The sequence below is a fragment of the Campylobacter concisus genome (assembly GCF_003048615.2).
Lineage (GTDB): Bacteria > Campylobacterota > Campylobacteria > Campylobacterales > Campylobacteraceae > Campylobacter_A > Campylobacter_A concisus_C.
In genome coordinates this window covers 1444241-1458084 of record NZ_CP049263.1, presented here as the reverse complement: position 1 = coordinate 1458084, position 13844 = coordinate 1444241, and the positions used below count along the sequence as shown (strand labels likewise).

The following is a 13844-nucleotide window of genomic DNA, read 5'->3' as shown; positions in this document are numbered from 1 at the left end:
TAAGATAAAAATGTAATGCAAGCTTAATAAATTTAACTAACCTAAATTTTAGGCTCATTTAAGTAAAATACGCAAATTTTTATCTTACAAGGAGAGTATATGAGGTTATTTGGACTTCTAGGCTTGTTTTTTGCTATAGCCTTTGGTGCTGACGGAGAAGCTGCGGCTATTGACTTAACTACTACATGGGCGGGAATTTTATCGCTTATCATTTTTGTTGTTGGATACTTTTTCATAGCAGCAGAAGAGAATTTTCACATCGACAAGGCAAAACCTGCCATTTTTATCGGCACTTTTATGTTTTTGCTAATCGGCGTTTATATGCTTATAAATGGCATGGATGTGCATTCGCTAGAGCACGAGGTAAATCACCTGATCTTAGAGATAGCTCAGATCGTATTTTTCTTAATGGTAGCGATGACATTTATCGAAGCACTTGTTGAAAGAGATGTATTTAACGCACTTAAATACAACCTAGTTTCAAAAGGCTACACTTACAGAAAGCTATTTTGGCTAACTGGTATTTTGGCGTTTTTCATTAGCCCAGTGGCTGATAACCTAACAACAGCGCTTATCCTATCAACCGTGCTTTTAACGATAGATAGAAATAATACAAATTTCCTAGTCGCAGGTGCGATAAACATCGTTGTAGCAGCAAATGCAGGAGGAGCGTGGAGCCCATTTGGTGATATCACTACACTTATGGTTTGGGCGGCTGGCAAGTCACCATTTTTAGACTTTTTTGCACTTTTCCCAGCTTCATTTATCGGCTGGTTTGTGACAGCGTTTTTACTTTCACGCATCGTGCCAAATACTGCGCCTCATTTTGACGTGGCAAATGAGCCAAAAGTGGTTATGAAAAAGGGTGGTAAAGCGGTTATCTTTATAGGTGCATTTACTATCTTTTGTGCAGTTATGATGCACCAGTTATTTCACTTACCAGCGATGTGGGGCATGATGTTTGGCTTCTCACTGCTTAGCCTTTACACATATTATTTCAAAAAAGCTCACAAAGACGAAGAGCCTATGAACGTCTTTCACTATATGTCAAAGATCGAGAACAACACGCTATTTTTCTTCTTTGGGATTTTAGCTGCAGTTGGCGCTCTTCACTTTGCTGGATTTTTAAATTACGCTGTGTCACTTTATGATAAATTTGGCTCAACACCTGTAAATATCGGTGTTGGCTTCCTTTCAGCAGTCGTTGATAACGTCCCTGTTATGTCAGCCGTTCTAAAAGCAAATCCAGCTATGGGAGCTGATGCGGGCGAGGCTATGAGTCAGTGGCTACTTGTGACACTTACAGCTGGTATCGGCGGTTCGATGATCAGCTTTGGCTCAGCAGCTGGCGTTGGAGTAATGGGTAAATTAAAAGGAATTTATACCTTTGGTGCGCATATGAAATATGCATGGATGGTAGTTTTAGGATACATCGTATCACTCATTGTTTGGTATGTGCAGTTTGAAATTTTTCACATCTACTTTTAAAAGGTTATAAATGAACAATACGATTATAGTTTTGGACTTTGGTTCGCAGTATACTCAGCTAATAGCTAGAAGGCTAAGAGAAGAAGGAGTTTATACTGAAATTTTGCCATTTAACGCAAAACTAAGCGATATAAAGGCGAAAGATCCAAAAGGTATCATTCTAAGTGGTGGTCCAGCTAGTGTTTATGCTAAAGATGCCTACTTTTGCGATAACGGCGTCTTTGAGTTAAATATCCCTATACTTGGCGTTTGCTACGGTATGCAGCTACTTGCTCACACGCATGGTGCTGAGGTTTTAGCCGCTGATCACAAAGAGTACGGCAAGGCTGAACTTAGCGTCGTAAAAGAGCACGATCTTTTTAAAGATACACCTTCAAAACAAATCGTATGGATGAGTCATAGCGACTATGTAAAAGACCTGCCAAAGGGCTTTGAGGCGATTGCGATTAGCGAAAATTCGCCTTATTGCGCTTTTGGCGATGATAAGCGTAAATTTTATGCGATCCAGTTTCATGCAGAGGTGCAACATAGCGAGTATGGCACGCAAATTTTAAAGAATTTTGCCAAATATATCTGCGGTTGCGAGAGCACATGGAACATGGGAAGCTTCGCTAAAAATAAGATAGAAGAGATAAGAAAAACAGTGGGCACTCACAAGGTGCTTTGTGCAGTTAGTGGCGGCGTGGATAGCTCTGTGACTGCGGCACTTTTAGCAGCTGCTGTGCCTGAAAATTTGATCCTTGTTTTTGTCGATAACGGACTTCTTAGAACAAACGAAAAAGAGCAAGTTGAAGCTACATTTAGAACAAAGCTTGGTGTTGAGCTAGTTAGTATAGATGCGAGCGAGACCTTTTTAGGTCGCTTGGCCGGCGTCGTTGATCCTGAGAAAAAACGCAAGATCATAGGCGAGACATTTATAGAAATTTTTGAAAAAGAGGCTAAGAAGCATGGCGATGTGAAATTTCTAGCTCAAGGTACTCTTTATACTGACATCATCGAAAGCTCTGTCGTTGGTTCAAGCAAGACGATAAAGAGCCACCACAACGTTGGAGGCTTGCCTGATTGGATGACGTTTGAGCTAATAGAGCCTTTAAGAGAGATTTTTAAAGACGAGGTTAGAAAGCTAGGACTTGAGCTTGGACTAAGCCGCGAGCTAGTCTTCCGCCATCCTTTCCCTGGACCTGGCCTTGCTATCCGCATCATGGGCGAGGTAAATAAACCAAGCCTTGAGCTACTTCGTAAAGCTGACGTGATCTTGCGCGATGAGCTAAAAAGTAGTGGCTGGTATAACAAAACTTGGCAGGCATTCTGCGTACTTTTAAATGTAAATTCTGTTGGCGTTATGGGCGATAACCGCACTTACGAAAACGCTGTTTGTGTGCGCGTGGTCGATGCAAGTGATGGCATGACTGCAAGCTTTTCAAGGCTTCCTTATGATCTGCTTGAAAACGTAAGCCGCCGCATCATAAACGAGGTAAATGGTATAAACCGCGTAGTTTACGACATCTCAAGCAAGCCACCTGCAACTATCGAGTGGGAGTAAAATAGTTTTTATTAGAAGATGGCTTAAAACAAAAATTTGTAGTCTTTGAAATGAGAAGCGATTGTAAAATGGATAAGTATTTTAAAAGGAACATATTAAACAATAACTCATAGTAGTTTTATAAGCGAATACAAAAGCCATAGCATACAAGATATGGTTTTTGATTCTTTAAATTATACAAGAACTATTTAGAAAGGCTGATTTTGCATACAACTATTCATCCAACAATATACTTTAGAAATTATACGATACAAAATTAGCGAAAGATGATAAAATGCTTTTAATATAATAAGTTATCATTAGAAGCTAATATTATTGTTTAAAACAACTCTTGCAGATGGAAATAGTCAAAGAAGAGTTGAAATAGAGCCTGTTTTAAGACATTTGGGCGATTTATGGGATTAGATTTGATAATCCATTTGATTATAGTTTATTTTTTAGCACATACTTAGATAAGATATGATTTCAGATTTTAGATATATAAAGGTAATTCCATATACTAGAGATGAAGAAATCATTACAGGAATGAAGATTATTTCAATGGATACAGATTCTCTTAAGAAAATAATTGGAAATAAGGTTAAGTACAAGTATCTGTATGAAGTATTTGATAAATACCATGAAATACCATTAGAGACCATAGATTGGCATGATGGGATGATAAAAGAGGTTACTGTAGAGTATAGAAGTTAATTATTAACTAGGAGGGAAAAATGGCAGTTACGAAATATGAATCATATTATAAACAAATTAAAGAGTCAGTTGATGAGATCAAAGAAAATTATGATTACAAAAATTCATCAAATGCATTCATACATTGGTATTTAAAAAATCATTTATTTTTAGAAGAACAAGAGATTGGTGAAGCAATAATTGATGGCTTTGGTGATAATGGTATAGATGCAATCTTACTAAATGAAGAAGAAAAAGAACTAATTGTAATGCAATTCAAGTTTCCAAAAGATATAAATGGTATTAATTATGAAATAAGCCAAGGCGATATATTAAAAACTTTTAATGGTTTTAATTTGTTAATTGATAAAACAACGAACCAAGAATCAAATATTCAGTTTAATCAATTCAAAGAACGAATAAATGATATGGATATTTTTAGTTTTAAGATTTTTTTTGTTAGCTTTAATAAAGGCATAGATGCAATTGCTAATAAAGAATTAGTAGAAAACTTTGCTAGAAACTTTAAAAAAGATTATGGCAGTGAATTACAAATAAAAATTCATGATAAATCAATAATTTCTAATATATATGAAAAAATGAATAGGAAAAATGATTTAGAGATTACACTTTCATATAAACAGTTGGCTTCTGCATATGATATAGATTCAATGAATATAAAATCATATGTTGGATTGGTTAATGGTAGGTCTCTTATATCTTCTATTGAAAATAGTATTGAAACTATTTTTGATGAAAACATAAGATTGTACGAGGGGAAAACTAGTGTTAACAATTCGATTAAGGCTACAGCATCTAATCCTAAAGAAAGTGAAATGTTCTATTTCTACAATAATGGAGTTACTGTTATATGCGATAAAGTTAATAATAGTCCAAATAAATTGAGTGTTTCTTTAAAAGGGGTATCTATAGTAAATGGGTGTCAAACAGTAACATCTTTATATGATTTATACACTCAAAACAAACTTGAAAATGGAGTGGATATTTTGACAAGGATTATCGAAATATCAGACTATAATGAAAGAATGAAGATTACGGAGTATTTGAATTCCCAAAATCCAATAAAAGATAGTTATTTTATAGCAAACCACACAATAATTAGAGACTTGCAAAAATCATTAGAAAATAAAGGATATTATCTAGAAAGACAAATTAATGAGTTTGAATATAAAAAACATTATGGAGGAAAGGGTCTTAATAATCTTGTTCCAATAAAATTAGAAAGCGTTATACAACATTATGTAGGATATTGGCTTGATGAGTATGCTTCTACAGCTAAAAGAGGAAAAGGTCTATTGTTTGATAAAAATAAAATTGATGAAATATTGATGGACATAAATGCAGATAGGGTTATAGAAGCTAATAATATGTATAGAGAAATTAGCAAAATAATAACCAGCTATAGAAGGACTAGAAGAAATGAAAATAAGACGGAAATATCTGACTTTTTAGGTATACCTCATTCTGATTTTTTGAATAAGATTGATGAGTATTTGTTTATGAATACAGGTGATATAGTTATATTAAATACAGCAAAATTATTAAAGGATAAATATAAAAATCAAAAAATAGAATTTAATGATAAAAAGTTAATTAAGGATGCAATACTTTTAATACACAAAAATATAATTGAGACTTATCCGGATGGTGTTAGAAATATTTCTGCATTAACTAAAAATACTAAACTTTTTAAGGAAATAAAACAGTATATAGACAATTTACAATAGATCTTCGTGCTTGCAATATGCTTACAAAAATCAGATAAACAGAAATAAAGCGGATAATAAAACCAAATCAGGTAATAAAGATATTGGTTTATTCCATTTATACAACTCGATATCAATGGACATATCGAGTAGGAATAAACACAAAGCCCCTTTATAGTGTTTTCTATAAAGAGAACTTCTTTTATGTTTTTAATTTTTTAATTGAGCTTTTATTAGCATTAGTTAATGAAATTTTGCTCTTATTCTCTTATAACTTCATAAAAAAGGATACCAGATGAGTCAAATTTGCAATCTCTGCAAAGATACAAGTATCGTAAAACGTCATTCGCAAATGGCTTTTTCAAAACAAAAATGTCAGCGTTGATGTATATGTGTTTTATGAAGGTGATGTGTTTGCCCAAGAGATACTTTTCATGGACAGCCTTGCTTGAGTTATAGATGGCAAAGTGTAGCTCGAGTATGGCAAGGAGTAAATGAGGCTTGGGCTTCATTTGCAGATGATAAATATTATAAAAACGCAGGGCAAAATTATACTAAGGTGGTTAATCCAAAGAGATGTCATTGATATCCCAAAATCTGTAAAGAATGAGCGTATGAAACAAAATATAGAAGTTTTGATTTTGCTCTTACTGATGAAGATATGAAAAAAGATACTAAAAAGAGTACGATCCAAGACCCCTAAGGCTTAGAAGCTGCAAGATGGATTGTGACATATAAGATGGAAGAAAAATAAATATGAATAGTTAAATTTTAGAATAGTTAAAGTGCAAATTTAAAAGTTGCAGTGTTGCTGCATACAAGAAAAAAATAAAAGCTTTGCAAATGCTTATTTTGTAATTTTATATGAAGAGCGAGAAATAATTATCCAATAAAGACGGTAAGATAAATTTTAGAAATTCCCAGTTACAAGTACTGGGAATTTCTAATAAATTTAAGACTTAAAGTCTTGTTTTCATCTTTTCAAATTCATCTTTTATCACTTGCTCGTGTGGCTCGCTAGTCATTTTATTTATCGCGTCGCCCCAGATACTGACCATGATGATGGCTAGGCTTGAGGTTAAAATGCCTGGTAAAATTTCATAAACATAGGCATTTAGTCCTGATGTTATCCAAAATATCACGGTCGCACCGCCAGCTATCATGCCAGCAAGCGCTCCAAGTGCGCTCATACGCTTCCAGTAAAGGCTAAAAAGTAGCACTGGTCCAAAGCTCGCGCCAAATCCAGCCCAAGCGTTGCCAACAACGTTTAGAACGTTATCTGTAGAGATAAAGGCAAGTACGGTGGCAATTATCGCTACGGCCACGACTGCGTAGCGGCTGATCGCTGTTTGCGTGCTTTGGCTCACCTCTTTTTTATAAAAGGCAAAGATGAAGTCCTTTGTGACCGAGCTTGAAGTGACTAAGAGCTGGCTTGAGATGGTGCTCATGATAGCTGAAAGCACGGCTGAGATGATAATACCTATAAAAAATGGCGGGAAAAGTAACTCACCAAGCTTTAAAAACACGGTCTCAGGATCGCTTAGTCCGCCTCTTTGGCTAAAATAGACAAAGCCGATAAGTCCGCTCATAATTGCACCTAGTAGGCCGATCGTCATCCAGCCAATGCCGATCCTTCTTGCCTTTGCAAGCTCTTTTGAGTCGCGTATCGCCATAAATCTAACGATGATATGTGGCTGTCCAAAGTAGCCAAACCCCCAAGCTAGAAGGCCTAAAATACCCCAGAAAGTCTGGTCTCTAAATGGATTTAGGTGATTTGCATCAAGCCTGCTTATCTCTTTTATCAAATTTGTATCGCTTGGCAAGTCTAAATTTAGATATGCCACGACTGGGATCGAGACTAGGACACAAAACATCAAAAGACCCTGAAATGCGTCAGTTATGCTAACAGCCTTAAATCCACCAAAAAATGTGTAAAAGACTACGATTATGAGCGTAAAGACCGCTCCGTATGCAAATTTTAAGCCAAAAAAGCTCTCAAATGTCTTGCCGCCAGCGATGATGCCACTACTTACGTAAAGTGTGAAAAATATCAAGATGATAAGGCCAGATATGATCCTTAAAATTTTCGTCCTATCTTTAAAGCGGTTTTCTAAAAAATCAGGTATCGTGATGCTATCACTTGCAACCTCGGTATAGACCCTAAGCCTTTTTGCTAGAAATAAGTAGTTGCAGTAAGCTCCCACGATAAGGCCAGCTATCATCCAGACATTTGCAACGCCAGTTGCGTATAAGGCCCCGGGCACGCCAAGTAGCATCCAACCACTCATATCAGAAGCGCCAGCGCTAAGTGCGGTGACGACTGGACCCATTTGGCGGTTATCCAGTAGATACTCGTTCATACTTGCGTTTTTATCGTAGAAATATCGTCCGATAAAGAGCAAGAAACCAAAATAGATGGCGATGGCTAAATAAGACCCAAAGCTCATAAATTTCCTTTCAAATAAAATAAAACGCTTATGTTATTACAAATTTATTTAAATTTCAATGCTAAGGCAATCCTTAAATTTATTTAAGCAAAATGATATATTTTTTTTCGTATCATTTAAGGCTACATTTTAAAGAAAGGATGAAGTTGAACGCTCAAAATTTAGCCAAATTTCTATTTTTTATAATAATTGTCTCACTTGGAACATACTTTTTCTATCCAAGAGATCTTAGTGAGGCGCAAGAGATCGCATATATTAAAAGTTACGGAGTAACACTTGGCCTTACGATAGGCGGTATTGCTATAGGCATCACACTTGGATTTATTTTAGCTTTTATTAAATTTTTAGATATCAAGGTTTTAAATTTCGTCATAGATGAGTATATCGACATCTTGCGTGGAACGCCTGTAATACTTCAACTTCTAATATTTTCTGTGGTGATTTTCGCCACTTGGAGCGATAACTTCTACGTCGCTGTGATCGCACTTGGGCTAAATAGCTCGGCATACGTCGCTGAGATCGTAAGAAGCGGCATAAATAGCGTTGATAAAGGCCAGATGGAGGCAGCCCGTGCGATGGGTCTAAACTACTACGTTTCTATGTGTGAGGTAGTCTTTCCACAAGCTACAAAAAACATCTTGCCAGCGCTTGCAAATGAATTTATCTCGCTTTTTAAAGAGACTTCAGTCGTTGGCTACATAAGTGTCGTTGATATTACGATGCAAAGTAAGAGCCTTCAAGCGGTCTTTTACAGCCCAGAGCCAGTCATTTTTACGGGCATTGTATATTACGTGAGCGTTAAATTTTTCACCCTTTTGGTGAAACTACTTGAGAGGAGACTAAATCGCCATGATTGAGATTAAAAATTTAAACAAAAGCTATGGCGATTTGCGTGTTTTAAATGATATTAGCGTTGATATCAAAAAAGGCGAAGTCATAGCGATAATTGGTCCAAGTGGCGGTGGAAAAAGTACATTTTTGCGTTGCATAAACCGCCTTGAAGAGCCAGATAGCGGGCATATCAAGATAAATGGCGAAGATATCCTCAATAAAAAATCAGACATAAATAAAATTCGCCAAAAAGTGAGCATGGTGTTTCAGCACTTTAACCTTTTTGCAAACAAAAACGTCTTGCAAAATTTAACTCTAGCTCCGATAAAAGCTGGGATCTTAGACAAAGAGAGTGCTGAGAGGAGGGCAGATGAGCTGCTAAAGAGCGTTGGGCTAAGCGATAAAAAATTTGCCTACCCGCATAAGCTCTCAGGCGGTCAAAAGCAGCGTATAGCAATCGCTAGAAGCCTAGCTATGGATCCAGAGGTGATACTATTTGACGAGCCAACTAGCGCGCTAGATCCTGAGATGATCGGCGAGGTGCTTGATATCATGAAAGATGTCGCAGCAAAGGGTATAACGATGCTTGTTGTAACTCACGAGATGGGCTTTGCAAGAAACGTGGCAAATAGAATTTTCTTTATGGACAAAGGCAAGATAGCAGTTGATGACACACCAAAAAATGTCTTTACAAATCCGCAGCATGAGCGTCTGCGAGAGTTTTTAGGTAAAATTTTAAATCACTAATAAGGAGTAAAATGAAAAATTTATTAAAATTTTTAATGGTAGGGTTAGCTCTGTTTTTTATAGGTTGTGGTGATGATAGTGGCAAAAAAACCGCTGCAACTGCGCCAGAAGCTAGCAAAGAGGTAGTTTATAAGGTAGGATCAAGTGCTGATTATCCTCCATTTGAATATCTTGATGATAAAAATCAAATCGTTGGTTTTGAGATCGATCTTTTAAATGAGATCACTAAAAAAACTGGGATCAAATTTGACGTTGCAAATATGAGTTTTGATGGACTAATACCAGCTTTAAAAACAGGTAAGATCGATATCGCGATAAGCGGCATGAGCGCGACTGATGAGAGAAGAAAGTCTGTTGATTTTACTAAGCCATATTATTTTTCAGAGAATTTGTTTATCCGCAAAAAAGGCTCAGATGTAAATAAAGACAACCTTAAAGATAAGAAAATTTCAGCTCAAGTTGGCACACTTCAAGAAGAGGCAGCTAAAAAGATCACAAATCAGTCAATCCCAGCTGAAAACGTAGCGGCAGCTATAATGTCACTAAATGCCAGTAAGATCGATGTTGTGCTTACTGATAGTCCAATAGGTGTTGAGTTTTTAAAACAAAATCCAGACTTAGAGGAGTTTTTAAGACTTCCTGATGGCACAGAGGGCTTTGCGATGGCATTTGATAAGGGCAAACATACTGATCTTATCAAAAAGATAGATGCTGCGATCGAAGAGCTACAAAAATCTGGCGAATTTGACAAAATGCTCGCTAAGTATGATTTAAAGAAGTAAATTTTAAACTATAATTTTGTAGCAGGTAAGTTGCTTGCTGTAAAAAGATCAAGATCTTTAAAATTTAACAATATTTAAATAATTAAAAGGATTTAAAATGAAAATTTCAGAAATTCTGCAAACCATTTTTTGGCTAGGATTATTAATTTATATAGCTTCAGTGACAGTTCCTGATCAAGCAGCACATAGAAGAGCAATGATCGAAGCATTTGAATCTGTCAGACAACCTAAAGCACAGACTCTGGAAGGTTTATTAGCAAACGAATTTTTAAAAGAAATTTCTATCGCTTACGGAATAGATGGAATGTTTTGTAAAGATTTTGATCTTTTTGGTCTAAAATTAGGTACAAGATGTACAGTAGAAACTTCTAAATTAGCAGTCGATACTTATGGTGCTTTTGGAATGGTATTTGCGTATAAACAGCCAACGCATTAGAGAGAAAAGCATAAATCAACGAGGTTTTAAAATTACTAAATATTTGTTGCAAAGTAGATGATACGCACTTAATTTTACAGATAAATTATTTTAAGGAGAATGTAATGAAATCACTCAGGATGAGAACGGCACTTGTGCTAAGTGTCATGCTTTTGGTTTGTGTTAGTGTGGTTGGTCTTGTGACCTATAACATGGCTAAAAATTTATATACCGACAGGGTCGAAAGTAAAGAATTCCCACTTGCTGTCAATGAAGTTGGCTATAAAATAGAATCTTACATCGATAAGATAATCGACGCTTCTTATCAAATAACTCAAAATAGCTTCTTAATAGACTGGGTCAAAAACGGCGAGGACGAGCACGGCAGAAAGGTCTTGTTTGACTACTTTCAAACTCTTGCTAAAAATTTAAAGCTAGATACGATAATGTTTGGCTCAGATAGAACCCTAAACTACTACGTTGAAGATAAAATTTTAAAGGTCATTAATCCAGAAAATGACAAATGGTACTACGCCTTAAAAGATGGCAGCAGCCCAAGCCTAATCGACATCAACAAGGCTGAAGACGGCAGCGGCAAGATAATGATGTATATAAACTACAAAGTTCAAAAAGATGATAAATTTTATGGCATCGCAGCAACTGGCGTAAATTTAAGCGAGATAGTAAATTTTGTCCAGTCACAAAAGATAGGTAGTGGCGGTAAATTTCTACTTGTCGATGGAAAAGGCGACATTAAGATCGGCAAAGACGTAAGTGGTAATCTAAAAGATATAGTCGGCGATGCAAATCTCAAAAAACTTCTCAGTGAAAATGGTGGTTATGTCTCACTAGAAAAAGATGGCAGAAATTTATTGATCGGCTCAAAATATATCAAAAGTATGGGCTGGTATCTTATCGGCGAGCTAGACAAAGACGAGCTTTTAGAGGATCTAAACTCACTTGCTTATGCATCTGTCGGAGTGCTTGTAGTGGTGCTTATTTTAGGACTATTACTCTCACTTTACCTATCATCATATCTTTTAAAAATCATCCTCAAACTAAAAACAGGCCTACTATCTTTCTTTGATCTACTAAATCACAAGACAAACAAAGCCCAGCCTATAGAGATAACATCTAAAGATGAATTTGGTCAAATGGCAGAGCTAATAAACAAAAACACAAAAGCCATTGAAGATGGTATGAAAGATCAAAGTATCTTCATCCAAAAAGCCAACACCTTTGTAAATGAGATAAAAGATGGCAACTATGAAGCAAGCTTAGAAGCAGATACTAATAACCCAGCTCTAAATCAACTAAAAAGCACATTTAAAGATCTACAGCTTGCTCTTAAAAATGCAATCTCAAGTAACGGCAAAGATGTTCTTGATCTACTAAACACTTATAAAAACCAAGACTTTACAAAAAGACTTGATGATGAAGGTAAGATAGCAAGTGGTATAAACTCTCTAGGCATAGAGATATCTAAAATGCTAAATGACAATCTAAATAAAGCACAAATACTTGAAGAAAAAGCAAAACTTTTGTCTGACTCAGTCTCACAAGTAGCTAACTCAGCTAGCATCCAAGCAAATAGCTTGCAAGAATCAGCTGCTGCAGTAGAGCAAATGTCTAGCTCAATGAATGCAATAAGTCAAAAAGCAGAAGATGTAACAAGACAATCTGAAGAGATAAAAAATATCATCGTAATAATAAGAGATATAGCAGATCAAACAAATTTACTTGCTCTTAATGCTGCTATTGAAGCAGCACGTGCAGGAGAACACGGACGTGGCTTTGCAGTTGTTGCTGATGAAGTTAGAAAACTAGCTGAACGTACTCAAAAATCACTTGGTGAGATAGAAGCAAATGCAAATGTACTTGCTCAATCAATAAATGAGATGAGTGAGTCTATAAGAGAGCAAACTGATGGAATTAATATGATCAATCAATCAGTTGCTCAAATAGATCACTTAACAAAAGAGAGTGTATCCATAGCTAACCAAGCAAACGAAGTAACATCAGAAGTAGATGAGATGGCTAAAGCTATAGTTGAAGAGGTTAGGAAGAAGAAATTTTAGCTTTTTTATCCAAAGGGGGACAAGGGGACTTGAATTACGAAGCCGTCCCCTTATCCCCCTTTAAATCCCCTAAACCCCTCGCACGTTAGAAGTGGCATGCCTCAGTGCTTTGCACTGCATGCAGTTTATATTCAGATAATTTTTGAGCTAGTTTTAAAATTTGATCAAAATCTTTCTAGAGCACGTACCTATACACTTTACAAGCTTATGTAAATTTCTGTCATTGCGCTAAATTTAAACAAATTTTAATAGATAAATGCCGATAATTAGGGCTTTAAATCACCTTAAAGGATAGACATGAAAAAGATCTTTGCTCTTTTACTGACAGCTTTTGTTGCTCTTTGTGCAAACGAGCTAAAATTTGGTACTGCGGCAAACTACCCGCCATTTGAATACATCGATGAAAACAACAAAATAACAGGCTTTGACATCGATCTGATAGATGAAATTTCAAAGCGTGCTGGCTTTTCATACAAGATCATAAATATGAGCTTTGATGGCCTTATCCCAGCGCTTAAAGCTGGCAAGATAAATGGCATCATAAGTGCGATGAGCGCGACTCCCGATAGACTAAAGTCGATTGACTTTACAAAGCCATACTACCTAACTGAAAACATCTACCTAAAGAAAAAAGGCAACGATGCTTTAAAAGCTAAAGAGGAGCTAGCTGGCAAAAAAGTAGGCGTGCAACAAGGCACCATCCAAGAGCTAGCTGCAAATGCGATAAATGGCGCAAAAGTAGTGCCTTCAGAGGACACTGTGCCACTCATAATGGGACTAAAAGTTGGCAAATTTGACGCAGTCATCCTTGATAGCTCAATCGGCTATGGCTTTATCAAGAAAAACCCTGAAGTAGAGGCGTTTTTCAAAGAGGTTGATGGTAGCGAGGGCTTTTCAATCGCTTTTGATAAAAATAAGCAGAGCGAGCTTATTGCTAAGATAAATCAAATTTTAGATGAGATGAAAAAAGACGGCAGCTACGACGCACTGCTTAAAAAATACGAACTAAAATAACACCTCCCAACTAGCCTGCAAATTTAGCAGGCTAGCTTTATCTTGCATTTTAAAATTTATACTAAAATCCGCTTTTACATAGAAATTTAAAGGACGGATT

General features: G+C 36.2%; 12 protein-coding genes and 1 pseudogene. 11 read left to right on the top strand and 2 right to left on the bottom strand.

Annotated elements, in window-relative coordinates:
* Positions 1-99: 99 nt before the first annotated feature.
* From nhaD to CVS89_RS07350, 4 genes are all read left to right on the top strand, one after another.
* Complete coding sequence (nhaD, locus tag CVS89_RS07365) at positions 100-1488, top strand: sodium:proton antiporter NhaD (protein WP_009294572.1); 1389 nt, start codon at positions 100-102, stop codon at positions 1486-1488.
* A 10-nt stretch (positions 1489-1498) separates the two neighbouring features.
* On the top strand, positions 1499-3031 hold the full coding sequence (guaA, locus tag CVS89_RS07360; protein WP_107847610.1) for a glutamine-hydrolyzing GMP synthase: 1533 nt from the start codon (positions 1499-1501) through the stop codon (positions 3029-3031).
* A 459-nt stretch (positions 3032-3490) separates the two neighbouring features.
* Entirely contained in the window at positions 3491-3724 is a 234-nt protein-coding gene (locus tag CVS89_RS07355) for a hypothetical protein (protein WP_187424683.1), read from the top strand.
* Between the two features lie 20 nt (positions 3725-3744).
* Entirely contained in the window at positions 3745-5451 is a 1707-nt protein-coding gene (locus CVS89_RS07350; RefSeq protein ID WP_107847612.1) for an AIPR family protein, read from the top strand.
* Positions 5452-5690: 239 nt separating this feature from the next.
* Here the strand turns inward: CVS89_RS07350 and CVS89_RS10065 are convergent, their stop codons facing one another.
* Positions 5691-5942, bottom strand: coding sequence for a hypothetical protein (locus tag CVS89_RS10065; RefSeq protein WP_148789712.1), 252 nt, complete (start codon positions 5940-5942; stop codon positions 5691-5693).
* 447 nt (positions 5943-6389) lie between these two features.
* Positions 6390-7877 (bottom strand): sodium/proline symporter PutP, encoded by a 1488-nt coding sequence (putP, locus tag CVS89_RS07340; RefSeq protein ID WP_103581913.1) that lies wholly within the window; start codon positions 7875-7877, stop codon positions 6390-6392.
* Between the two features lie 146 nt (positions 7878-8023).
* Between putP and CVS89_RS07335 the strand changes: the two genes are divergently transcribed.
* From CVS89_RS07335 to CVS89_RS07310, 7 genes and pseudogenes are all read left to right on the top strand, one after another.
* Entirely contained in the window at positions 8024-8734 is a 711-nt protein-coding gene (locus tag CVS89_RS07335; protein WP_187424675.1) for an amino acid ABC transporter permease, read from the top strand.
* Positions 8727-9455: an amino acid ABC transporter ATP-binding protein gene (locus CVS89_RS07330; RefSeq protein WP_103558564.1), complete on the top strand. Its 729-nt coding sequence runs from the start codon at positions 8727-8729 to the stop codon at positions 9453-9455. Before CVS89_RS07335 ends, CVS89_RS07330 begins: the two co-directional genes overlap by 8 nt.
* An 11-nt stretch (positions 9456-9466) precedes the next feature.
* The gene (locus CVS89_RS07325; protein WP_107847616.1) at positions 9467-10237 is read left to right on the top strand and encodes a basic amino acid ABC transporter substrate-binding protein; all 771 of its coding nucleotides are present in this window, start codon (positions 9467-9469) and stop codon (positions 10235-10237) included.
* A gap of 97 nt (positions 10238-10334) precedes the next feature.
* Positions 10335-10673 carry a hypothetical protein gene (locus CVS89_RS07320; protein WP_107847618.1) on the top strand — a complete coding sequence of 113 codons (339 nt, stop codon included), beginning with the start codon at positions 10335-10337 and terminating at the stop codon, positions 10671-10673.
* A 104-nt stretch (positions 10674-10777) separates the two neighbouring features.
* A pseudogene (locus tag CVS89_RS10330) lies at positions 10778-11560 on the top strand (cache domain-containing protein); the annotation flags it as partial.
* Positions 11552-12730 (top strand): methyl-accepting chemotaxis protein, encoded by a 1179-nt coding sequence (locus CVS89_RS10325; protein ID WP_430393994.1) that lies wholly within the window; start codon positions 11552-11554, stop codon positions 12728-12730. The pseudogene CVS89_RS10330 and the gene CVS89_RS10325, both read left to right, overlap by 9 nt.
* Positions 12731-13027: 297 nt before the next feature.
* The gene (locus CVS89_RS07310) at positions 13028-13744 is read left to right on the top strand and encodes a basic amino acid ABC transporter substrate-binding protein (protein ID WP_012140154.1); all 717 of its coding nucleotides are present in this window, start codon (positions 13028-13030) and stop codon (positions 13742-13744) included.
* Positions 13745-13844 lie beyond the last annotated feature (100 nt).

Coding starts and splice junctions, on each gene's coding strand:
- CVS89_RS07350 (WP_107847612.1), top strand. CDS start 3,745: ATGGCAGTTACGAAATATGAATCATATTATAAACAAATTAAAGAGTCA.
- CVS89_RS07320 (WP_107847618.1), top strand. CDS start 10,335: ATGAAAATTTCAGAAATTCTGCAAACCATTTTTTGGCTAGGATTATTA.
- putP (WP_103581913.1), bottom strand. CDS start 7,877: ATGAGCTTTGGGTCTTATTTAGCCATCGCCATCTATTTTGGTTTCTTG.
- CVS89_RS07325 (WP_107847616.1), top strand. CDS start 9,467: ATGAAAAATTTATTAAAATTTTTAATGGTAGGGTTAGCTCTGTTTTTT.
- guaA (WP_107847610.1), top strand. CDS start 1,499: ATGAACAATACGATTATAGTTTTGGACTTTGGTTCGCAGTATACTCAG.
- CVS89_RS07330 (WP_103558564.1), top strand. CDS start 8,727: ATGATTGAGATTAAAAATTTAAACAAAAGCTATGGCGATTTGCGTGTT.
- CVS89_RS07355 (WP_187424683.1), top strand. CDS start 3,491: ATGATTTCAGATTTTAGATATATAAAGGTAATTCCATATACTAGAGAT.
- nhaD (WP_009294572.1), top strand. CDS start 100: ATGAGGTTATTTGGACTTCTAGGCTTGTTTTTTGCTATAGCCTTTGGT.
- CVS89_RS07310 (WP_012140154.1), top strand. CDS start 13,028: ATGAAAAAGATCTTTGCTCTTTTACTGACAGCTTTTGTTGCTCTTTGT.
- CVS89_RS10065 (WP_148789712.1), bottom strand. CDS start 5,942: ATGAAGCCCAAGCCTCATTTACTCCTTGCCATACTCGAGCTACACTTT.
- CVS89_RS10325 (WP_430393994.1), top strand. CDS start 11,552: ATGGGCTGGTATCTTATCGGCGAGCTAGACAAAGACGAGCTTTTAGAG.